Genomic DNA, 18,975 nt, shown 5'->3' with positions numbered 1-18,975 from the left:
TGAATTGCGTTTAAGTAATGGTAGCACGCAGTGGGCGGATAGGCCAGAAAAAGCCGGGAACCATGCTTTAGTCCGAACGGACTAACGCTGTGTCATCAAGGCGTCAATCCCGCGCCTTAATATGCAAAAGGCAATGTTTGCAACCATTTTGTTAAGACTGCCGCGCCGACCTTTCTCCATCCCAGGACCCATACATGAAAAAAACTACCCACTCGCCTCAAGCCCAGGCTGCCGCTACGCCGGGCCGGCGCACCATCATCGCTGCCGCCCTGATGGCGGGCCTGTCGGCGCCGGCCTTCGGCGCATCGCCGGTTGTGATCAGCCAGGTGTACGGCGGCGGCGGCAACTCCGGCGCCACCATCAAGAATGACTTCATCGAACTGTTCAACCGCAGCGACGCGCCGGTCAGCCTGAGCGGCTGGAGCGTGCAGTACGCCAGCGCCGCCGGCTCCTCGTGGCAAGTGACCAAGATCAGCGGCAACCCGGTGCTGCAGCCCGGCCAGTACTACCTGGTCCAGGAGGCGGCCGGCACCGGCCCCGGCAGCGCGCTGGTCCCGGACACCACCGGCACCATCCCGATGAGCGGCACGGCCGGCAAGGTCGCGCTGGTCAACGACGGCAATGCCCTGGCGGGCGCCGCGCCGAGCGGCGCCACGCTGGTCGACCTGCTGGGTTTTAACGCCGGCTACTTCGAAGGCACGAACGGCCCTGGCCTGACCAACACCACCGCCGCGCTGCGCGCCAACGGCGGCTGCACCGACACCGACAACAACGGCAGCGACTTCGCCACCGGTGCGCCCAACCCGCGCAACACCTCCACGCCGGTGCACCTGTGCAGCGTGCCGGCCGCGCCGCCTATCGTCGCCAGCTGCCCGGCCAGCCTGGCTATGGCGTCCGGCTTCACCGGCAGCGCCGACCTGAGCGCGACCGACGCCGACGGCACCGTCAACAACGCCGTGATCACCTCGACCCCGGTGCCGGGCATCAGTCTGGTCAACTTCCAGGCCGCTAGCGCCGCCGGCGGCACCGCCACCGCCAGCCTGAACGTGGCCGCCAGCGTGCCGCAGGGCAGCTACCCGGTCGCCGTGCGCTTCGATAACGACCAGTCGCAGCAAGCCAGCTGCAGCATCAGCGTCACCGTTGCCGCGCCGGCCGGCGTCACCCACACCATTCCGCAAATCCAGGGCCCGGGCGAGACCAGCCCTTACGCCGGCACCGTGCAGACCACCGAAGGCGTGGTGACGGCCAAGGTCGGCTCCGGCTTCTTCATCCAGGACGCGGTCGGCGACGGCAATCCGCAAACCTCGGACGGCATCTTCGTCTACACCACCGCCGCCAACACCGGCACCGTCAAGGTGGGCGACCAGGTGCGCATCACCGGCACCGTGACCGACTACGCGCCGGTCGCCGGCGGCCACGCCTACACCGAGCTGCAGAACATCACCGCCATCGTCAAGACCGGCAGCGGCATCGCCATCACGCCGACCAATATCCAGCTGCCATACGCCAACCTGGGCCAGGTCGAAGGCATGCTGGTGCGCTTCACCAATGCGCTGACCGTGTCGCAGCTGGAATTCCTGGGCGACCGCGGCGAAGTGACGCTGTCCGCCGGCCGCCTGGAAGCGCCGACCAACCACTACGCCGCCGGCTCGAACGAAGCCAAGGCGTTGGCCGCCGCCAACGCGCAAAGCCAGATCGTGCTGGACGACGGTATCTTCGTCACCCCGGCCACGATTCCTTACCTGGGCGCCGACGGTTCGCTGCGCGCCGGCGATACCGTGTCCGACCTGACCGGCGTGGTCGACTTCGGCGCCAAGGGCGGCGGCGGTGCGGGCTTCAAGCTGCAGCCGACCGTGGCGCCGGTGTTCTCGCAAGACAATCCGCGTACCGCGCCGCCAGCCCTGGCTGCCGGCAACATCAAGGTCGCCAGCGCCAACGTGCTGAACTACTTCACCACCTTCACCAACGGCGAAGATGTCGAAGGCCATACCGGCCAGGGCTGCTCGCTGGGCGCGAGCATCAGCAAGTCCAACTGCCGCGGCGCCGACAACCTGAACGAGTTCAAGCGCCAGAACGCCAAGATCGTCGGCGAACTGAAAGCCATCGACGCCGACGTCTTCGGCCTGATGGAAATCCAGAACAGCGGCGAGTACACGGTGGGCTACCTGGTCAAGGCGCTGAATGAAGCGATCTCGCCGGGCACCGGCTTCCAGACCTACGCGGTCGTGCCGAAGCCTGCCGCCACCGGCACCGACGCCATCCGCGTGGCGATGATCTACAAGCCGGCCACGCTGACCATGGTGGGCAGCGCCATATCCGACGCCGACGCCGTCAACAACCGTCCGCCGATGGCGCAGACCTTCGTCGCCGCCAACGGCGCCAAGTTCTCGCTGATCGTCAACCACCTGAAATCGAAGGGCAGCTGCCCTGGCGGTTCCGGCGCCGACGCCGACAAGGGCGACGGCCAGAGCTGCTGGAACGCTACCCGCGTGCTGCAGGCCAATCGCCTGGTCAACACCTTCGCGCCGCAAGTGGCCGCCGCCGCCGGCGACGCCCGCGTGCTGATGATCGGCGACTTCAACTCCTACGGCATGGAAGACCCGATCAAGGTCATCACCGACAAGGGTTATGTCAACCAGCTGGAGCGTTTCGTGCGCGGCAGCGGCGCCATGCCTTACTCCTTCGTCTTCAACGGCGAAGCGGGTTATCTGGACCACGCGCTGGCCAGCCCGGCACTGACCGCCTCGGTGGCCGACGCCGCCGAATGGCATAACAACGCCGACGAGCCGACCGTGATCGACTACAACACCGACGGCAAGCCGGAAGACAAGTACACCGCCGCACCGTACCGCGCTTCCGACCACGATCCGGTGGTCATCAGCCTGAACCTGGCCGCGCCTTACAGCGACGTCAGCGCCAGCGTCAAGTCGGCCGCCACCGGCCTGGTGCTGAACCGCGCCACCGGCAAGTACACGTCGACGTTCTCGATCACCAACACCGGCGCCGCCGCGCTGACCGGTCCGTTCCAGGTCGAGTTCGACGGCCTGCCGGCCGGCGTTACGTTGAGCAACGCCAGCGGCAGCCACGCCGGTGCGCCTTACATCACGGTCAACGCCGCCACGCTGGCGCCGGGCGCCACGGTCTCCTTCGCGCTGAGCTTCAGCAAGACGGGCACGGCCAACATCAGCTACACCACCAAAGTCTTCAGCGGCAATTTCTAAGGATATGAACATGTTCAAACCAAACTTCTCCCTGACCCTGCGCAACGCGGCCCTGGCGCTGGCGCTGAGCGCCTGCGGCCTGGCGTCGGCACAGACGCTGCACGTGGAACTCAACACCGCGTCGCTGGTCAACACCGGCTTCCTGGACCTGCAGTTCAACCCGGCCAACACGCCGGCCATCTTCGCCAGCGCCACCATCAGCCATCTGAGCGGCTTCGGCGACCTGAGCGGCGTGAGCCTGATCGGCGACGTGCAGAAGCAGGGCGCTGGCTTTGTATTCGGTAACACCACCGACTACAACGACCTGTTCCAGGCGATCTCGTTCGGCGGCAAGGTCAGCTTCGATGTCACCTTCGGCGGCCTGTCCGACCCGTCGGCGGCGGCGATCCAGAGCAAGTTCGCCGTGTCGCTGTACGGCGCCGACGGCACCACCGCGCTGGGCAACTACAACCCGCAGGACAGCACCCTGATGTCCTTCACCTGGCAGCCGACCGCCGGCGCCGGCGCCGTGACGTCGGACATCAGCGACCGCACGATCGCCAGCATCAGCGCGGTGCCGGAACCGTCGAGCTGGGCCATGCTGGGCGCCGGCGTGGTGCTGGTCGGCGTTGCCCGCCGCCGCAAGCTCGCCGCCTGAATTTGATGGCTGCAAAAAAACGACACCTGCGGGTGTCGTTTTTTGCGTTTAGACCGCGCCTTCTAAATGGCAAGTAACACAGGCGGACGCTGGACAGGTGGGGGATATATATCGCGAAACTCTAAATCCGCGATGGAAATCATATTAGTAATGCCAGATTGCTTGTTGCATAGTGCTTCCTTTACACGGATTTGCCATGCGACCCGCCCATATCCTTGTCATTGAAAACGAGCCTGCGATCCAGGAACTCATCGCCCTGAACCTGAGCATGGCGGGGCACACCGTCAGCCGCGCGCGCGACGCCGAAAGCGCGCTGCTGATGCTGGACGACAGCCTGCCGACCATGCTGATGACGGACTGGAACCTGCCCGGCCAGTCCGGCCTGTCGCTGATCCGCCGCCTGCGCGGACACGCCCACACGCGCGACCTGCCCATCATCATGGTGACGGCCCGCTGCGGCGAGCCGGACAAGATCATGGCGCTGGAAAGCGGCGCCGACGACTACATGACCAAGCCCTTCAGCCCGCGCGAGATGGTGGCCCGCGTGCACGCGCTGCTGCGCCGCCTGCAGGCGCCGGCCGTGCCGCAAGCGGCCGACGCGGTGCAGATGGCCGGCCTGCGGCTCGATCCGCAGACGCTGCGCGTGACGGCCGGCGCCCGCGAGCTGGCCATGGGGCGGGTCGAATTCAAGCTGCTCAACTTCCTGATGAACCACCCGGAGCGCGTCCACAGCCGCGCCCATCTGCTCGACCAGGTGTGGGGCAACGCCGTCTACCTCGACGAACGCACCGTGGACGCCCACGTCGGCCGCCTGCGCACGGCGCTGCAGCCCAGCGGCCACCAGGAGCACATCGAAACCGTGCGCGGCAGCGGCTACCGCTTCGTCGCCTGGGAGCAGGGCGGCCGGGCGATCCGCGAGGCGGCCCGGGCCTGACGATGGAGCCATTGATCATCCTCAGCAAGATGGAGCAGGAATACCTGCTGCACGCCATCGAAGCGGTGCTGCCGCTGCGCCAGCCCCGCCAGTTCTGCCTGTGGACCCTGGGCCAGTTCCAGGCGCTGCTGCCGCACCGCATCATGGTGTGCCTGCAGTTCGGCCCGCAGGACGAGGTGCAGCACGTCGAATGCATGCACAGCACGGTGCTCGACGCCGGCCTGCTGGCGCGGCTGGGCGGCAAGACCGACGGCCTGGCGCTGCGCCTGGCCCGCCACTGCCGCGACGGCCAGCGGCTGCCGGCCATGCTGGACGCCACCGCCGGCCAGGACGGCGCCGCGCGCCAGCCGCTGGCGCCCTTCATCGACGAGCTGCGCGAGCTGGGCCTGGATAATCTGCTGGTCCACGGCACCGAGCGCCTGCCGGGCGGATCCACCTTCTTCGTGCTGTTCGGCCTGCCGCATCGTCCGCGCCCGCGCCACGCCTACTTCCTCGAACTGCTGCTGCCCTATCTGCACCTGACGCTGCAGCGCGTTGGCCAGCAGCAGCGCCAGGCCCGCGCCGGCGCGCTGGCGCGGCCGGCCAGCGCGCGCGAGCTGGAAATCCTGCACTGGGTGCGCGAGGGCAAGAGCAACGAGGAAATCGGCCTGATCCTCGGCATCAGCGGCCTGACGGTGAAGAACCATCTGCAGCGGCTGTACCGCCTGCTGGGCGTGTCCAACCGCGCCCACGCCATCGCGCGCGGCATGGCGCTGCACCTGTTCGACCAGCCGTGGACGCCGCTGGCCAGGGCCGCCTGATCTGAAACCGTCGCACTCTCCCTGCACGCTTGCAAGAAAAGGTTGTCTGCTATGCAAACCGCATGGTAGCCTCTGACTTCTTGCCGGTAGGCGTGTGGTGCATTAAGGAGTCGTTCGGATGGAAGTTGCAAAGAATTACCGTCAGACCGCAGCTCACAAGGCTGGCGGCTTTACCCTGCTGGAATTGCTGGTCGTTATCGTGATCATCGGTTTGCTGGCGGCGTATGTCGGTCCCAAGTATTTCGCCCAGCTGGGCAAGTCGGAAGTGACCATCGCCAAGGCGCAGATCGAGGCGTTTGAAAAATCGCTGGACACCTACCGCCTGGACGTGGGCCGCTACCCGACCACCGAGGAAGGCCTGGCCGCATTGCTGGTGGCGCCGCCCACGGCGGGCGCCAAGTGGAACGGCCCCTACCTGAAGAAGGGCGTGCCGCGCGACCCATGGGGCCATGACTACGTCTACAAGGCGCCGGGCGCCAAGGCTGAGTTCGACATCACTTCGCTCGGCCGCGACGGCAAGGCCGGCGGCACCGGCGAAGACGCCGACATCACTTCACAATAAGCCTCGCCGTCCAGGAAAGCAGTCCATGCAGTTCGATGTCCGCACCTTGTCGGCCGATATGGCCATCTCGCATCTGGTGATCGACGGCCGGGACGAGGCCGATGCGCGCCGCCAGGTGGAGGCGCGCGGCCTGTACGTCAGCGCCATCGCCCCCGTACGCGGCAGCCTCGGCCTGCGCGGCGGCAAGGCGCGCGGCAAGGGCCTCTCGCTGGTGCTGTTCAGCCAGGAGCTGCTGGCGCTGCTCACCGCCGGCCTCGGCATCGTCGAAGGCCTGGAGGCGCTGCTGGAAAAGGAAACCAGCCCCGTCACGCGCAGCGTGCTGGAGCGCCTGCTGGCCGGCCTGCGCGAAGGCCAGCGCTTCTCCGCCGTGCTGGCCGAGCAGCCCGAGCTGTTCCCGCCGCTGTACATCGGCATCGTCAAGGCGGCCGAGGGCACGTCGGACCTGCCGCGTTCGCTGTCCCGCTTCATCGACTACCAGCAGCGCATCGACCTGGTGCGCGGCAAGCTGGTGTCGGCCGCGATCTATCCCTGTATTTTGCTGCTGGTCGGCGGCGGCGTCAGCCTGTTTTTAATCGGCTACGTGGTGCCGCGCTTTGCCGAGGTCTACCAGGGCGCCGGCCGCAACCTGCCGTGGCTGTCGCAGCAGATGCTGAACTGGGGCCAGTTCGCCGGCGCCCACACCACGCTGCTGCTGGGCGGCATCGCCGCCGTGCTGGCCGCGCTGGCGCTGGGCGTGCGCCAGCTGATGGGCAGCGGCGGCATGCTGCGCCTGCTGGGGCGCCTGCCCGGCATCGGCGAGCGGGTGCGCATCTACGAACTGTCGCGGCTGTACCTGACGCTGGGCATGCTCAGCGAAGGCGGCATCACCATCGTGCACGCGATCGAAACCGTGCAGGGCATGGTGTCGGCCGGCATCCGCCAGAACCTGCAGGCGGCGCGCGCCGCCATCGAATCGGGCCTGCCGCTGTCGACCGCCTTCGAGGCCAACCAGCTGACCACGCCGATCTCGCTGCGCATGCTGCGCGTGGGCGAGCGCACCGGCGACATGGGACCGATGCTGACCCAATCCGCAGCCTTCTACGACGGCGAAATCAGCCGCTGGATAGAACGCTTCACACGAACCTTTGAACCGCTGCTGATGGCCGCGATCGGCCTGGTGGTCGGCGCCATCGTGGTGCTGCTGTATATGCCGATTTTCGATCTGGCCGGAGACATGTCATGACGGCCCACGCCACCCCCATCATCGCCGGCGCGGCGCCTGTTCCTGCGCTCGATACCGCACTGGTCGCGCGTGCGCGCCACCTGCGCCAGCAATCCAAGCGCACGCTGGTCGAAGAACTGGTCGCGCTGAGCGGCATGGAAGCGCGCCTGGTGGTGCAGGCGCTGGCGCAGCCGTTCGGCATGGCGGTGCTGGAGACCATCGACATGCTGGCCTACACGCCGGCCTTCGATTTGCTGCCGCTGTCGCAGGCCTTGGCGCGTCACTGCGTGCTGCTGCGCGCGCACGACGGCACGGTAGTCGGCGTGATCGCAGATCCCTTCGACCTCGATCTGCAAACCTGGCTGGGCACGCAGGCGCGCGCCACGCCGCACGCGCCGCTGCACACCCGTCTTGCGCTGCAGGCCGACATCCAGGCCTATCTGTCGAAGCAGGAAGAATCGGCGCGCGCCACCGACACGCTGCTGCCCGGCGCCAGCGAAGGCCGGCGCGACGGCAAGACCGCCGCCGTGCTGTCGTTCGCCTCGGTGTCGGAAGCGGCCAGTCCCGCCGTCCGCCTGGTCAACTCGACGCTGTACGACGCGCTGAAAGCCGGCGCCTCCGACATCCACCTGGAAAGCACGGCCGGCGGCCTGGCGGTCAAGTACCGCGTCGACGGCGTGCTCGATCACGCCACCTCCGTCAACGGCATCGACGTCGCCGAGCAGATCATCTCGCGCCTGAAGGTGCTGGCGGAGCTGGACATCGCCGAACGCCGCGTGCCGCAGGACGGCAGCTTCCGCGTCGAAGCCAACTCGCGCGAGATCGACCTGCGCGTCTCCATCATGCCGAGCATCCACGGCGAGGACGCGGTGATCCGTATTCTCGACAAGCGCGCCATGATCGAGGCCTACGGCTCGCTGACCTTGGAAGCGCTGGGCTTCGACGCGCCGTCGCTGGCCACGCTGCGCGTGCTGGCGCAGGAAGCCTACGGCATGCTGCTGGTGACGGGGCCCACCGGCTCCGGCAAGACCACCACGCTGTACGCGGCGCTGACCGAGATCCACAACGGCCGCGAGAAAATCATCACCATCGAAGACCCGGTCGAGTACCAACTGCCGGGCATTCTGCAAATTCCGGTCAACGAGAAGAAGGGCCTGACCTTCGCCAAGGGCCTGCGCTCCATCCTGCGCCACGACCCGGACAAGATCATGGTCGGCGAGATCCGCGACCGCGAGACGGCGGAAATCGCCGTGCAGTCCGCGCTGACGGGCCACCTGGTGCTGACCACCGTCCACGCCAACAACGTGTTCGACGTGTTCGGCCGCTTCACGCACATGGGCATCGACCCGTATGCGTTTGTGTCGGCGCTGAACGGCATCTGGGCGCAGCGACTGGTGCGCATCAACTGCCCGCACTGCGCGGCGCAGTACACGCCGGACGACCACGAGCTGGCCAGCGTCGGCCTGGCGCGCGCCGATGTCTACGACTACCGCTTCATGCAGGGCAAGGGCTGCGGCGATTGCCGCGGCACCGGCTACAAGGGCCGCCGCTCGATCGCCGAGATCCTGACGCTGAACGACGAGATCCGCGAGCTGATCGTCGACAAGCGGCCGATCCGCCAGATCAAGCAGGCGGCTTACGAGAACGGCACGCGCAGCCTGCGGCAGGCCGCGCTGGAGCTGGTCAAACGGGGCGGCACCACGCTGTCCGAAATCAAACGAGTTACCTTGCATGCGTAGAGCTATTGGACAATCCTTGCGCATCGGCGTCTCCGCCCATGCGGTCAGCCTGCTGCGCATCAGCCGCTGGCGCGGCGAGCCGGTCACGGTGCTGGCCGAGCATGCGTTCGCGTCGTCGAGTGAGCATCCGTTCGACGCCATCGCCAACGCGCTGCGCGCGCTGCTGGGCGAACAGCTCGGCGACAAAAGCGTGGCCGGCTGGCCGGTCAGCATCGTGCTGGCCGACGACCTGACGCGGATGTGGCGCGTCGTGCCGCCGCCTGGCGCGGCGCGGTTGGCCGACATCGAAGCGGCGGCCGGTTTCCGCTTCCAGGCGCTGTACGGCGAAGCGCCTGCGGCCTGGCAGATCGCCGGCGACTGGGATGCCGCGCAGCCGTTCTTTGCCGCCGCCGTGCCGCGTGCCTTGCTGGCCGTGCTGCAGCTGGTGGCGCAGGAGTTCAAGCTGCACGTCGTCGGCATCGAGCCGCATTTCATCACGGCGTACAACCGCTGGCGGCGCGGCTTCAAGCCGGGCGCGTGGTTCGGCCTGGTGCATGACAATCTGCTGACGCTGGCCGCCATCGAAGCGGACGGCAAAGGCATACGCGCGATCCGCGTGGTGCCGATGCCGGCCGGGCAGGGCGCCGACCAGTACTGGCTGGGCCAGACGCTGAAGCGCGAAGCGCTGCTGCTCGACATGGAGGCGCCGGAGCTGCTGCAGGTGTGCGGCGCGGCGCCGGCCGCATGGAGCAAGGCGGGCGACCAGCCCGCGCACATCCCGTGCGTGGTGCTGGACCAGGCGCAGCAGGCCTCCGGCGGCAAGCTGTCTTCGATGGCGCTGCTGGCGCGCGGCGGGAGCAGGGCATGAGACAGATGAATATCGATTTCGCACCGCGCAGCCTGCGCCGCAGCTTGTTCCACACGCATCCCGCAGTGCTGGCGCTGGGCGGCGCGGGATTGCTGCTGTGCGCGGCCGCCGGTTTCGGCGGCTGGAAGCTGGTCGAGCAGCAGCGCTTGCGCGAGCATCAGCTGCGCCACATCCAGGAGCGCGCGGCGGCCATCTCGGCGCGGCCGGTGGAGGTGGCGCGGGTGGCGATACCGGAAGGGCAGGCAGCCTTCGTCAACGGCGCCATCCTGCAACTGAACCTGCCGTGGCGCGACCTACAGGATGCGGTGGCCGCAGCCACGCCGCGCAGCGTGGCGCTGGTGGCGATGGAGCCGGACCCGCGCAAGCAGGTGCTGAAGATCACCGCCGAAACCAAGACCAGCGACGAGATGGTGGCCTACGTGGCGGAGCTGAAGCAGCAGGAGCTGTTCAGCGGCGTGACGCTGACGCGCCATGAAATCAACGAGCAGGATCCCAACCGGCCCTTGCGCTTCCAGCTGGAGGCCGCATGGGTAAGCCGATGAGCACTACGGACATCAAGGTGGACGTGGCCACGTTCGTGCTGCGCGCGCGGCTGCTGCTGGTGCGGCTCGGCGCTCCGGCCTGCATCGCGCTGGCGCTGTGCCTGGCCGGCGCGGCCGCGTGGGGCTGGCTGCTGCCGCAACGCGCGGCGCAGGCGCGGTTGATGGCGCAGCCTTTGCCGACGCCCACGTCGCTGGTGACGGCGCCACCGCCGCCGTCGGCCAACCAGAACCTGGCCGGCTTCTACGAGGTGCTGGGCGAGAAGCGCTACGCCGAGCAGCAGGTCAAGGTGCTGTTCGACCTGGCGGCCAAGAACAATCTGACGCTCAGCCTTGGCGAGTACAAGGCCGGCTACGACAAGGCCAGCCGCGTCAGCACCTACCAGATCATCCTGCCGGTGAAGGGGCCATACCAGTCCATCTGGCAGTTCGCCATGCAGGGCTTGCGCGAGATGCCGTTTGCCTCGCTGGACGACATCGGCTTCCGCCGCGAGTCCATCGCCGAATCGACGGTGGAAGCGCGCCTGCGCTTTACCCTGTACCTGAAGGACGGCGAGCCATGAAGCCTTATCAAATCGTGATGGGTGTGGCGTTGGCCGCGGCGGCCGGGCTGGCGCTGTTCGGCGATAACACGCCGTCGGGCGACATCGCCGAGCCGGTGGCGCGCAGCGCTGCCGCATCGGCCGCGCCGGCGGCAGCCGCGCCCGCGCCGCGCGCCGGCAGGGACAACAAGCCGCAGGCCGACGTGGCGATCCTGCGCCTGACGCCGCGCGCCATGCTGGTGGGCGAATCCGGCGAGGCTACCTTCGCATCGGGCGAGGGCGTGTTCCTGGGACAGAGCTGGAACCCGCCGCCGCCACCGCCGCCACCACCGTCGAAGGAACCGCCGCCCGCACCAGTGGCGCCGCCGATGCCGTTCACGGTGCTCGGCAAGGGCGTCGCCGACGGCGCCTGGGAAGTCTATCTTGCGCATGGCGACAAGACTTATGTGGTGCGCAATCACACCGTCATTGACGGCACCTACCGCGTCGAGAAGATCGCGCCGCCGCTGATGTCCGTGACCTATCTGCCTTTGAATCAGGTACAACAGATCAATATTGGAGTCCTCGACTGATGGCTAGTCATCTGAAGAATTTGGGCCGCCGCGCCGCGCTGCCTGCCTTGTTGGCCGTCGCCCTGGGCGGCTGCGCCGGACAAATGGCCTATCGCGATGGCCGCGACCTGATCGCCCATGACCAGATCGAAGCCGGCCTGCTCAAGTACCAGGAGGCCGTGAAGGCGGAACCGGGCAACGCCCAGTACCGCCAGGCCTTCCTGATGGAGCGCGACCGCGCAGCGCAGCGCTTCCTCGACCAGGCCGAACGCCTGCAGGACGAGGGCAAGCTCGATCAGGCGGCGCAGCTGTTCCGCCGCGTGCAGGCGCTGGACCCGCTCAACGAGCGCGCCCGTGCCGGCATGCGCGCGCTGGAGCGCGACGACCGCCAGGCCAAACTGCTGGCGGCCGCCGGCGCGCACGCCAACAAGGGCGAGTACGAGCTGGCCAAGCAGAAGCTGAACGCGATGCTGACCGAGAACCCGGCCAACGACAAGGCCCGCCAGATGCTGCGCGAAGTGACGGAGAAGCTGGCGCCTGCGGCGGCGGAGCCGGGCCTGGCGAAAACCTACAAGCAGCCGATCTCGATCGAGTTCCGCGATGCGCCGCTGAAGCAGGTGTTCGAAGTGATCTCGCGCCGCTCCGGCCTGAACTTCGTGTTCGACAAGGACGTCAAGACCGACCAGCGCACCACCGTGCTGCTGAAGAACAGCACCGTCGAATCGGCGATCTACTATCTGCTGCTGACCAACCAGCTGGAGCAGCAGGTGATGGATGCGAACACCATCCTGATCTACCCGAACGTGGCGGCCAAGCTGAAGGAATACCAGGAGATGACGGTCAAGACCTTCTTCCTGGCGAACGCCGAGGCCAAGCTGGTGGCCAACACGCTCAAGACCATCCTGAAGTCGCGCGACGTGGTGGTCGATGAAAAGCTCAATCTGCTGATCGTGCGCGACAGCCCGGAGGCGATCCGCCTGGCCGAGAAGCTGGTGGCGCTGCAGGACACGCCGGAAGCGGAAGTGATGCTGGAAGTCGAGATCCTGGAGGTCAAGAAGGGCAGCGTGATGGACCTGGGCGTGGTGTGGCCGACCGGCGTCGGTCTGACGCCGCTGTCGACGTCGGGCGGCACCGGCATCACCATCCGCGACCTGAACAACCTGAACCAGCGCACCATCGGCGTGACCGGCATCGCGCTCGGCGTCAACGCCAACAAGAACGATACGGATTCCAACCTGCTGGCCAACCCGCGCATCCGCGTGCGCAACAAGGAAAAGGCCAAGATCGTCATCGGCGACAAGCTGCCGGTGATTACCACCACCGTGTCCTCGGGCATAGGCGGCTTCGCCAGCGACAACGTCACCTATGTCGATGTCGGCCTGACGCTGAACGTCGAGCCCACCATCTACCTGAACGACGAGGTGGCGATCCGCGTGCAGCTGGAAGTCAGCAACCTGACCGGCACGCTCACCACCAAGACCGGCGGCACCGCCTACCAGATCGGCACGCGCCAGGCCACCACCATGCTGCAGCTGAAGGATGGCGAAAACCAGGTGCTCGCCGGCCTGATCAACAGCGAGGAGCGCGGTACCGCCAACCACGTGCCGGGCGCGGGCGACCTGCCCATCGTCGGCCGCCTGTTCGGCAGCAAGCGCGACGACAACCAGAAGACCGAGATCGTGCTGTCGATCACGCCGCACCTGATCCGCAATGTGCAGCGTCCGGAGGCGTCGGCGTCGGAGTTCTCGGCCGGCACCGAGGCCAGCTTCCGCCGCCGTCCCGACATGAGCGCGCGTCCGTCCGTGGCCATGCCGCCGCCGCCGGGCGCCTTGCCGCCGCCAGCGGGCGTGCAGACGGCGCCGTTGCGCCCGCCGGTGCAGGCGATGCCCTTGTCGCAGGGGCAGCCGGCGCCGTTGCCGCCGTCGCAGGGACAACAGCCGCAGCCGGTGCTGCCGCCGCCGGAACCGGAACCCGCACCGACCCAGCCGGTGCAGCAGTAAGCACATGATGAAGCGCGTCCGCGGGTTCACGCTGATCGAGCTGTTGGTGACGCTGGCCATCCTCGGCCTGCTCAGCGCGCTGGTGGTGCCTACCGCGCACGTGGTGGTGCAGCGCCGCCAGGAGCAGGAGTTGCGCGAGGGACTGCACCAGATCCGCCACGCGCTGGACGCCTACAAGCTGGCCTACGACCAGGGCCGGATCGCCAAGACGCTGGCGTCCACCGGCTACCCGAAGACGCTGGAGCTGCTGGTGGAGGGCGTGCCGGATTTGCAGAATCCCAAGCACACCAAGATGTATTTTTTACGCCGGGTGCCGCGCGATCCCTTCAACCCGGATGCGTCGCTGGGCGAATCGCAAACCTGGGGCAAGCGCAGCTACGCCAGCGACGCCGACCAGCCCCGGGAGGGCGAGGATGTCTACGATGTCTACAGCCTGAGCGACAAGACCGGCCTGAACGGTGTGCCGTATAGAAAATGGTGACGATGAAAACCAAAGGATTCACGCTGATCGAGCTGCTGGTGGTGCTGGGCATCATCGCCTTGCTGTTGACCCTGGCCGTGCCGCGCTATTTCCCCAGCGTCGACAAGTCCAAGGAGATCGTGCTGGCCGATAACCTGCGCAATGTGCGGCAGGTGCTGGACCAGTACTATGGCGACACCGGCCGCTATCCGGACACGCTGGAGCAGCTGGTGGAGAAGAAGTATCTGCGGGCGATGCCGGTCGATCCGATCACCGACAGCGATAGCACGTGGATCATCGTGCCGCCGGAGGATGTCGCCAAGGGCGGGATCTACAACATCAAGAGCGGCGCCCCCGGCACCGACCGCAGCGGCAAACCGTATTCCGACTGGTGATGCGTGCTCCGCGCCCCGGCCGCAGCGGCGGCTTTACCTATCTGAGCCTGATCATCCTGCTGGCGATCATCGGGCTGGTGACGGCGTCGGCGCTGAAGCTGGGTTCGGTGATACAGCGCAGCAGGGCGGAGAACGAATTGCTCGATATCGGCGCTGCCTTCAGCGATGCCTTGAAGAGTTATGCCGATGCCACGCCGTCCGGCCAGCCGCCGCAGCCGCCTTCGCTCAAGGAGTTGCTCAAAGACCCGCGTTTCCCCGGCACCCGCCGCCATCTGCGCAAGTTGTTTGTCGATCCGATCACCGGCAAGGCGGAGTGGGGCATCCAATATCTGGGCGACAAGGTCGGCGTGCTGGCGGTCTACAGCCTGTCCGACGCCAAGCCGGTGAAAGTAGGGAATTTCCCCTCCCGGTTTATCGGGTTTGACGGCAAGAGTCATATTTCCGACTGGAAGTTTTCGATGTCGCTGGCGGGGGCGGCGCCGTCCGAAATGACCGGGCCGGCTCCGCGCGTCACCGCGCCTGTACCTGGACTACAGCCAGTCGCTCCACCACCATCTCCCGCCGCGCCACCGCCGCCGGTGGAGGCTCCGGTGACGCCGCCGCAGGAACCGGAGGCACCCCCGACTCCGGAAGAGCCCGCCACCCCCGAACCGCCCCCAATCCCGCAAGAATAGCGGCTTGGAAGCCACACTTCGGAAAATTTTTCTCTCGAATTGTCACTTTTTTCTCTTAATAAGGCGACATTTTCCCTGTTATTTTCATAAGGTGGAAAAAGTTGTTTTATAGAAATGAAAAGTGGAAAAATTACAATGCGGATTGATATTCTTATGTTATGATTCTTTCCGAAGTACTCCTATTAACTATACGGTGGTTGGCGAAAGCGCAGCCACAATTCGTTTGATTAAGGAAATCACATGAAATTGAAATCTTTCGTTGCTGGCGCTCTGCTGGCCGCTGCTTCGGTTAGTGCTTTTGCAGGCGACCAAAACATCAACGTTATCGCCGACGGCGATTCGCACAACTGGAACCAAGTTGTTGGCGACGGCGTTCTGTCCGGCAACCTGGACCTGATCACCTTCACCGCAGCTGCTCCTGGCGTGTATGACATCGCCATCAGCGTTACCGGTCAAAAACTGGCTTTCTGGAATCTGTCGAACCTGTCGAGCTCGAGCGGTTTCGTCGTTGCCGACCTGTCGCAATCGAGCTCCGGCAAGCTGAAGTTCCTGGGCGTTGAAATGACCGGCAATTCGCCATGGACCCTGAGCCTGTTCGGCGCTCCAGACGCTGGCGCCAGCTACACCGGCACCTACTCGGTAACGGCCGTACCAGAACCAGAAACCTACGGCATGCTGCTGGGTGGCCTGGCACTGGTTGGTGTTGTTGCCCGTCGCAAAGCAAAACAAGCAGCTTAAGTTTTAGCTGTGACGTAAAAAAACCCGCCTCGGCGGGTTTTTTTATGTCAGCGCGCAGTTCGCTTGATATCGCGGAGCCGGAACCCCATCGCAAACAGCGCGCCGAAGTACACCGCGCCGCACAGGCCGATCAACAGCATCAGCGCGCCCACGCGCAGCAGCGTCTGGTGTTGCATGCCCAGCCAATCCACCTGCTGGCCGCCAAACCAGGCGGCACCGCCCATCAGCACGCAGGCCACGGCCAATTTGGCGCAGAACAGCGGCCAGCCCGCCTTGGGCGTGTAGATGCCGCGCTTGCGCAGGCCGGCGTACAGGAAGCTGGCGTTGATGCACGCGCCCAGGCCGATCGACAGCGCCAGGCCCGACACTTTCAGGTAGGGCACGAAAATCCAGTTCATCAGCTGCGTCGCCACCAGCACGCCGGTCGCGATCTTGACCGGGGTGCGGATATCCTGGCGCGCGTAGAACGCCGGCGCCAGCGTCTTGACCAGGATGATGCCCAGCAGGCCGGCGCTGTAGGCGATCAGCGGATAGGACGACTGCGTGGCCGCTTCGTCGGTGAATTTACCGTAGTGGAAGAGGGTGGCGATCAGCGGCTTGGCCAGCGCGGCCATGCCCACCGCCGCCGGCAGCGCCAGCAGGAAAGTCAGGCGCAGGCCCCAGTCCAGCAGATCGGAATATTCCTGCGGATCGCCGTCGGACTGCGCTTTCGACAGGCTGGGGAGCAGGATCGTGCCCAGCGCCACGCCCAGCAGCGCGGTCGGGAATTCCATCAGGCGGTCGGCATAGGACAGCCAGGAAATGCTGCCCTCGGCCAGGCGCGAGGCGATGCTGGTGTTGATCATCAGGCTGATCTGGGCTGCCGACACGGCAAACACGGCCGGCCCCATCTTCTTCAGCACGCGGCGCACGCCCGGATCGCCGAGGCCGGCCGCCGGGTTCCACGACAGCGTCGGCAGCATGCCGATCTTGATCAGCGCCGGGATCTGGATCGCCACCTGCAGGATGCCGCCGACGAACACGGCGATCGCCATGGCGTAGATCGGCTGTTCCATGTGCGATTGCAGGAACAGCGAGGCGGAGATGAAGGACAGGTTCAGCAGCACCGGCGTGAAGGCCGGGATCTTGAACTGGCGCCAGGTGTTGAGCACGCCGCCGGCCAGCGCGACGAAAGCCATGAAGCTAATATAAGGGAACATCAGCCGCGTCATCCAGACGGCGGCGTCGAAGGCGCCGGGCTGCTTGTCCAGGCCGGTGGCGATGAGGTAAACAAACAACGGTGCGCCGATGATGCCGAGCGCGCTGACGAACAGGGTGGACCACACCAGCGTGTTGGCCACATGGTCGGCCAGCGTCTTGCTGGCCTCCTGGCCGTGCTGGTTTTTGTATTCCGACAATATCGGCACAAAGGCCTGGGAGAATGCGCCCTCGGCGAACAGGCGGCGCAGCAGGTTGGGGATGCGGAACGCGACGATGAAAGCGTCCGTGTAGGCGCCGGCGCCGAAGGCCCGGGCAAACAAGGTTTCACGCAATAATCCGGTAACGCGGGACAGCATGGTCATGCTGGAGATGGCGGCTAGAGTTTTAAGCAAGTTCATGGGGGATGATTATAGTTGCTCCTGACAGAAAACATCGCTATAATCGCAGGCTGTACAGAATTCTGTTACGCAGACACTAATGTTTGGCAGGCAGTAGTTTGACTCACATGGTTCGGCAGACGCACTGAACGCACCTGTTTGGCAAACAATAATGTTTGCAAACGCACCTTTACCCTGTTTTAGGAAATTCCATGGCAAATACCGCACAAGCGCGTAAGCGCGCTCGTCAAGCAGTTAAGCAAAACGCTCACAACTCGTCCCAGCGTTCGACCCTGCGCACCGCTATCAAAGCAGTTCGCAAAGCGATCCAGGGCGGCGACAAAGCTGCTGCGACCGCAATCTTCCAATCGTCCGTGTCGACCATCGACAGCATCGCCGACAAGAAGATCATTCACAAAAACAAGGCAGCTCGCCATAAGAGCCGTCTGGCAGCTGCTCTGAAAGCACTGTCCGCTTAATTCCCTTCCGGGATTTAAAGCAAGAACCCGCCTGGCCTCTGGCCAGCGCGGGTTTTTTCGCATGCGTAGGCGTAAAAAAAGCCGGCGCATGGCCGGCTTGCCTGGAGTGCGGCGATTACTTGGCTGGCATCGAAGCCGAGGCCGAAGCTTCAGCCGAGGCGGCTTTCTTGGCTTTTTTGGCTTTCTTGGCTTTAGGAGCGGAAGCGTCAGCCGAAGCGGAGGCCGATGCCATCGGGGCCGAAGCCATGGCCGAAGCGGAGGCCGAGGCCGATGGTGCTGCGGCGAAAGCGGAGGCGGCAAACAGGGAGGCAACCAGGGCAGCGATGATCTTGGACATGATGATTTCCTTTGGCAGAGATTTAACCAGCTAAAAAAAACGAAGATTCATATGAATCTAGCTCATTAACGCCGCCCGAAAATTTCCAGTTGACACAAAACGCGCAAATTTCCGGAATTTTATTTGCTGCGACGCATCATTTGCCGGCCACATCCTTGGCCGACACTTCCATCCATTCCCCCGGCATCAGCGGATGCGTGGCCAGCGAGATGGCGCCGATGGCGCTGCGCACCAGCCGCAGCGTCGGCAGGCCGACGGCCGCCGTCATGCGCCGCACCTGGCGGTTCTTGCCTTCCTGCAGAGTGATCGCCAGCCAGCTGGTCGGCTGGTCGGCGCGGCTGCGGATGGGCGGATTGCGCGGCCACAGCCACTCCGGTTCGGCGATCCGCACCGCCTTGCACGGCTTGGTGACGAAGTCGCCCAGGTCCAGCGGCGCCTGCAGCCGGGCCAGGCTGTCGGCGTCCGGCACGCCGTCCACCTGCACCAGGTAGACCTTGGGTTCCTTGTGGTCGGGGTGGGCGATGGCGTGCTGCAGCTTGCCGTCGTCGGTGAGCAGCATCAAGCCTTCGCTGTCGGCGTCGAGACGGCCTGCAGGGTAGATGTTCGGGATCTTCAGATGGTCGGCCAGCGTGGCGCGGCCGTCCTGCGGGGAGAACTGGCACAGCACCTGGAAAGGTTTATTAAATAGAATGAGGGACATACTTCACTTAAGTTGATTTTGGTGTAGGCTTGTCGGCCTGCC

At 65.7% G+C, this 18,975-nt stretch carries 20 protein-coding genes; 17 read left to right on the top strand and 3 right to left on the bottom strand.

Translation table 11 applies throughout. The features are described 5' to 3' along the window. Positions 1-194: 194 nt before the first annotated feature. The 16 genes from GEV01_RS10735 (at position 195) to GEV01_RS10660 (ending at position 15,840) form a co-directional block, all read left to right on the top strand. Entirely contained in the window at positions 195-3,221 is a 3,027-nt protein-coding gene (locus GEV01_RS10735) for an ExeM/NucH family extracellular endonuclease (protein WP_152804183.1), read from the top strand. Between the two features lie 10 nt (positions 3,222-3,231). Continuing rightward, positions 3,232-3,858: an NF038129 family PEP-CTERM protein gene (locus GEV01_RS10730; RefSeq protein ID WP_152804181.1), complete on the top strand. Its 627-nt coding sequence runs from the start codon at positions 3,232-3,234 to the stop codon at positions 3,856-3,858. A gap of 196 nt (positions 3,859-4,054) precedes the next feature. Next, complete coding sequence (locus GEV01_RS10725) at positions 4,055-4,792, top strand: winged helix-turn-helix domain-containing protein (RefSeq protein WP_152804178.1); 738 nt, start codon at positions 4,055-4,057, stop codon at positions 4,790-4,792. Between the two features lie 2 nt (positions 4,793-4,794). After that, positions 4,795-5,592, top strand: a complete 798-nt coding sequence (locus tag GEV01_RS10720; RefSeq protein WP_152804176.1) for a LuxR C-terminal-related transcriptional regulator — start codon at positions 4,795-4,797, stop codon at positions 5,590-5,592. A gap of 118 nt (positions 5,593-5,710) precedes the next feature. Then, positions 5,711-6,154, top strand: coding sequence for a type II secretion system major pseudopilin GspG (gene gspG, locus GEV01_RS10715; protein WP_152804174.1), 444 nt, complete (start codon positions 5,711-5,713; stop codon positions 6,152-6,154). A gap of 25 nt (positions 6,155-6,179) precedes the next feature. Next, positions 6,180-7,376, top strand: coding sequence for a type II secretion system F family protein (locus GEV01_RS10710; protein WP_070270158.1), 1,197 nt, complete (start codon positions 6,180-6,182; stop codon positions 7,374-7,376). Continuing rightward, positions 7,373-9,094 (top strand): GspE/PulE family protein, encoded by a 1,722-nt coding sequence (locus GEV01_RS10705; RefSeq protein WP_175023032.1) that lies wholly within the window; start codon positions 7,373-7,375, stop codon positions 9,092-9,094. Before GEV01_RS10710 ends, GEV01_RS10705 begins: the two co-directional genes overlap by 4 nt. After that, positions 9,087-9,941 (top strand): hypothetical protein, encoded by an 855-nt coding sequence (locus GEV01_RS10700; RefSeq protein WP_152804172.1) that lies wholly within the window; start codon positions 9,087-9,089, stop codon positions 9,939-9,941. Before GEV01_RS10705 ends, GEV01_RS10700 begins: the two co-directional genes overlap by 8 nt. Continuing rightward, on the top strand, positions 9,938-10,483 hold the full coding sequence (locus GEV01_RS10695; protein ID WP_152804170.1) for a PilN domain-containing protein: 546 nt from the start codon (positions 9,938-9,940) through the stop codon (positions 10,481-10,483). Before GEV01_RS10700 ends, GEV01_RS10695 begins: the two co-directional genes overlap by 4 nt. After that, positions 10,468-11,043, top strand: a complete 576-nt coding sequence (locus tag GEV01_RS10690; RefSeq protein ID WP_152804168.1) for a hypothetical protein — start codon at positions 10,468-10,470, stop codon at positions 11,041-11,043. The genes GEV01_RS10695 and GEV01_RS10690 overlap by 16 nt, the downstream gene beginning before the upstream one ends. Next, positions 11,040-11,594 (top strand): hypothetical protein, encoded by a 555-nt coding sequence (locus tag GEV01_RS10685; RefSeq protein WP_152804166.1) that lies wholly within the window; start codon positions 11,040-11,042, stop codon positions 11,592-11,594. The genes GEV01_RS10690 and GEV01_RS10685 overlap by 4 nt, the downstream gene beginning before the upstream one ends. Then, complete coding sequence (locus tag GEV01_RS10680) at positions 11,594-13,573, top strand: secretin N-terminal domain-containing protein (RefSeq protein WP_152804164.1); 1,980 nt, start codon at positions 11,594-11,596, stop codon at positions 13,571-13,573. The genes GEV01_RS10685 and GEV01_RS10680 overlap by 1 nt, the downstream gene beginning before the upstream one ends. Positions 13,574-13,577: 4 nt before the next feature. Next, a complete protein-coding gene (locus tag GEV01_RS10675; protein WP_152804162.1) occupies positions 13,578-14,054 on the top strand; it encodes a type II secretion system protein in 477 nt (158 codons plus the stop codon). Next, positions 14,048-14,428, top strand: coding sequence for a type II secretion system protein (locus tag GEV01_RS10670; RefSeq protein ID WP_070270171.1), 381 nt, complete (start codon positions 14,048-14,050; stop codon positions 14,426-14,428). Before GEV01_RS10675 ends, GEV01_RS10670 begins: the two co-directional genes overlap by 7 nt. Continuing rightward, positions 14,428-15,102: a type II secretion system protein gene (locus tag GEV01_RS10665; RefSeq protein ID WP_152804161.1), complete on the top strand. Its 675-nt coding sequence runs from the start codon at positions 14,428-14,430 to the stop codon at positions 15,100-15,102. The genes GEV01_RS10670 and GEV01_RS10665 overlap by 1 nt, the downstream gene beginning before the upstream one ends. A 240-nt stretch (positions 15,103-15,342) precedes the next feature. Next, positions 15,343-15,840: an FxDxF family PEP-CTERM protein gene (locus GEV01_RS10660; RefSeq protein WP_152804159.1), complete on the top strand. Its 498-nt coding sequence runs from the start codon at positions 15,343-15,345 to the stop codon at positions 15,838-15,840. Between the two features lie 47 nt (positions 15,841-15,887). On the opposite strand, the gene murJ is transcribed toward GEV01_RS10660, so the two are convergent. After that, entirely contained in the window at positions 15,888-17,438 is a 1,551-nt protein-coding gene (gene murJ, locus GEV01_RS10655) for a murein biosynthesis integral membrane protein MurJ (protein WP_152804157.1), read from the bottom strand. 191 nt (positions 17,439-17,629) lie between these two features. On the opposite strand from murJ, the gene rpsT reads away from it, so the two are divergent. Further along, positions 17,630-17,896, top strand: coding sequence for a 30S ribosomal protein S20 (gene rpsT, locus GEV01_RS10650; RefSeq protein WP_008446456.1), 267 nt, complete (start codon positions 17,630-17,632; stop codon positions 17,894-17,896). Between the two features lie 115 nt (positions 17,897-18,011). On the opposite strand, the gene GEV01_RS30930 is transcribed toward rpsT, so the two are convergent. Beyond that, the gene (locus tag GEV01_RS30930; RefSeq protein WP_152804155.1) at positions 18,012-18,233 is read right to left on the bottom strand and encodes a hypothetical protein; all 222 of its coding nucleotides are present in this window, start codon (positions 18,231-18,233) and stop codon (positions 18,012-18,014) included. Between the two features lie 136 nt (positions 18,234-18,369). Next, positions 18,370-18,933 (bottom strand): pseudouridine synthase, encoded by a 564-nt coding sequence (locus GEV01_RS10640; protein WP_152804153.1) that lies wholly within the window; start codon positions 18,931-18,933, stop codon positions 18,370-18,372. Positions 18,934-18,975: the final 42 nt, after the last annotated feature.

Origin of the sequence: Rugamonas rivuli (assembly GCF_009380165.1) — a bacterium.
GTDB classification, from domain to species: domain Bacteria; phylum Pseudomonadota; class Gammaproteobacteria; order Burkholderiales; family Burkholderiaceae_D; genus Rugamonas; species Rugamonas rivuli.
This window is presented reverse-complemented; position numbering and strand designations above follow the sequence as displayed.

Bases quoted from the DNA above. Each gene is read 5' to 3' on its own strand.
- murJ (WP_152804157.1), bottom strand. From the start codon at position 17,438: ATGAACTTGCTTAAAACTCTAGCCGCCATCTCCAGCATGACCATGCTG.
- gspG (WP_152804174.1), top strand. From the start codon at position 5,711: ATGGAAGTTGCAAAGAATTACCGTCAGACCGCAGCTCACAAGGCTGGC.
- GEV01_RS10670 (WP_070270171.1), top strand. From the start codon at position 14,048: ATGGTGACGATGAAAACCAAAGGATTCACGCTGATCGAGCTGCTGGTG.
- GEV01_RS10730 (WP_152804181.1), top strand. From the start codon at position 3,232: ATGTTCAAACCAAACTTCTCCCTGACCCTGCGCAACGCGGCCCTGGCG.
- rpsT (WP_008446456.1), top strand. From the start codon at position 17,630: ATGGCAAATACCGCACAAGCGCGTAAGCGCGCTCGTCAAGCAGTTAAG.
- GEV01_RS10680 (WP_152804164.1), top strand. From the start codon at position 11,594: ATGGCTAGTCATCTGAAGAATTTGGGCCGCCGCGCCGCGCTGCCTGCC.
- GEV01_RS10675 (WP_152804162.1), top strand. From the start codon at position 13,578: ATGATGAAGCGCGTCCGCGGGTTCACGCTGATCGAGCTGTTGGTGACG.
- GEV01_RS10660 (WP_152804159.1), top strand. From the start codon at position 15,343: ATGAAATTGAAATCTTTCGTTGCTGGCGCTCTGCTGGCCGCTGCTTCG.
- GEV01_RS10665 (WP_152804161.1), top strand. From the start codon at position 14,428: ATGCGTGCTCCGCGCCCCGGCCGCAGCGGCGGCTTTACCTATCTGAGC.
- GEV01_RS30930 (WP_152804155.1), bottom strand. From the start codon at position 18,233: ATGTCCAAGATCATCGCTGCCCTGGTTGCCTCCCTGTTTGCCGCCTCC.
- GEV01_RS10735 (WP_152804183.1), top strand. From the start codon at position 195: ATGAAAAAAACTACCCACTCGCCTCAAGCCCAGGCTGCCGCTACGCCG.
- GEV01_RS10690 (WP_152804168.1), top strand. From the start codon at position 10,468: ATGGGTAAGCCGATGAGCACTACGGACATCAAGGTGGACGTGGCCACG.
- GEV01_RS10700 (WP_152804172.1), top strand. From the start codon at position 9,087: ATGCGTAGAGCTATTGGACAATCCTTGCGCATCGGCGTCTCCGCCCAT.
- GEV01_RS10710 (WP_070270158.1), top strand. From the start codon at position 6,180: ATGCAGTTCGATGTCCGCACCTTGTCGGCCGATATGGCCATCTCGCAT.
- GEV01_RS10685 (WP_152804166.1), top strand. From the start codon at position 11,040: ATGAAGCCTTATCAAATCGTGATGGGTGTGGCGTTGGCCGCGGCGGCC.
- GEV01_RS10640 (WP_152804153.1), bottom strand. From the start codon at position 18,933: ATGTCCCTCATTCTATTTAATAAACCTTTCCAGGTGCTGTGCCAGTTC.
- GEV01_RS10705 (WP_175023032.1), top strand. From the start codon at position 7,373: ATGACGGCCCACGCCACCCCCATCATCGCCGGCGCGGCGCCTGTTCCT.
- GEV01_RS10725 (WP_152804178.1), top strand. From the start codon at position 4,055: ATGCGACCCGCCCATATCCTTGTCATTGAAAACGAGCCTGCGATCCAG.
- GEV01_RS10695 (WP_152804170.1), top strand. From the start codon at position 9,938: ATGAGACAGATGAATATCGATTTCGCACCGCGCAGCCTGCGCCGCAGC.
- GEV01_RS10720 (WP_152804176.1), top strand. From the start codon at position 4,795: ATGGAGCCATTGATCATCCTCAGCAAGATGGAGCAGGAATACCTGCTG.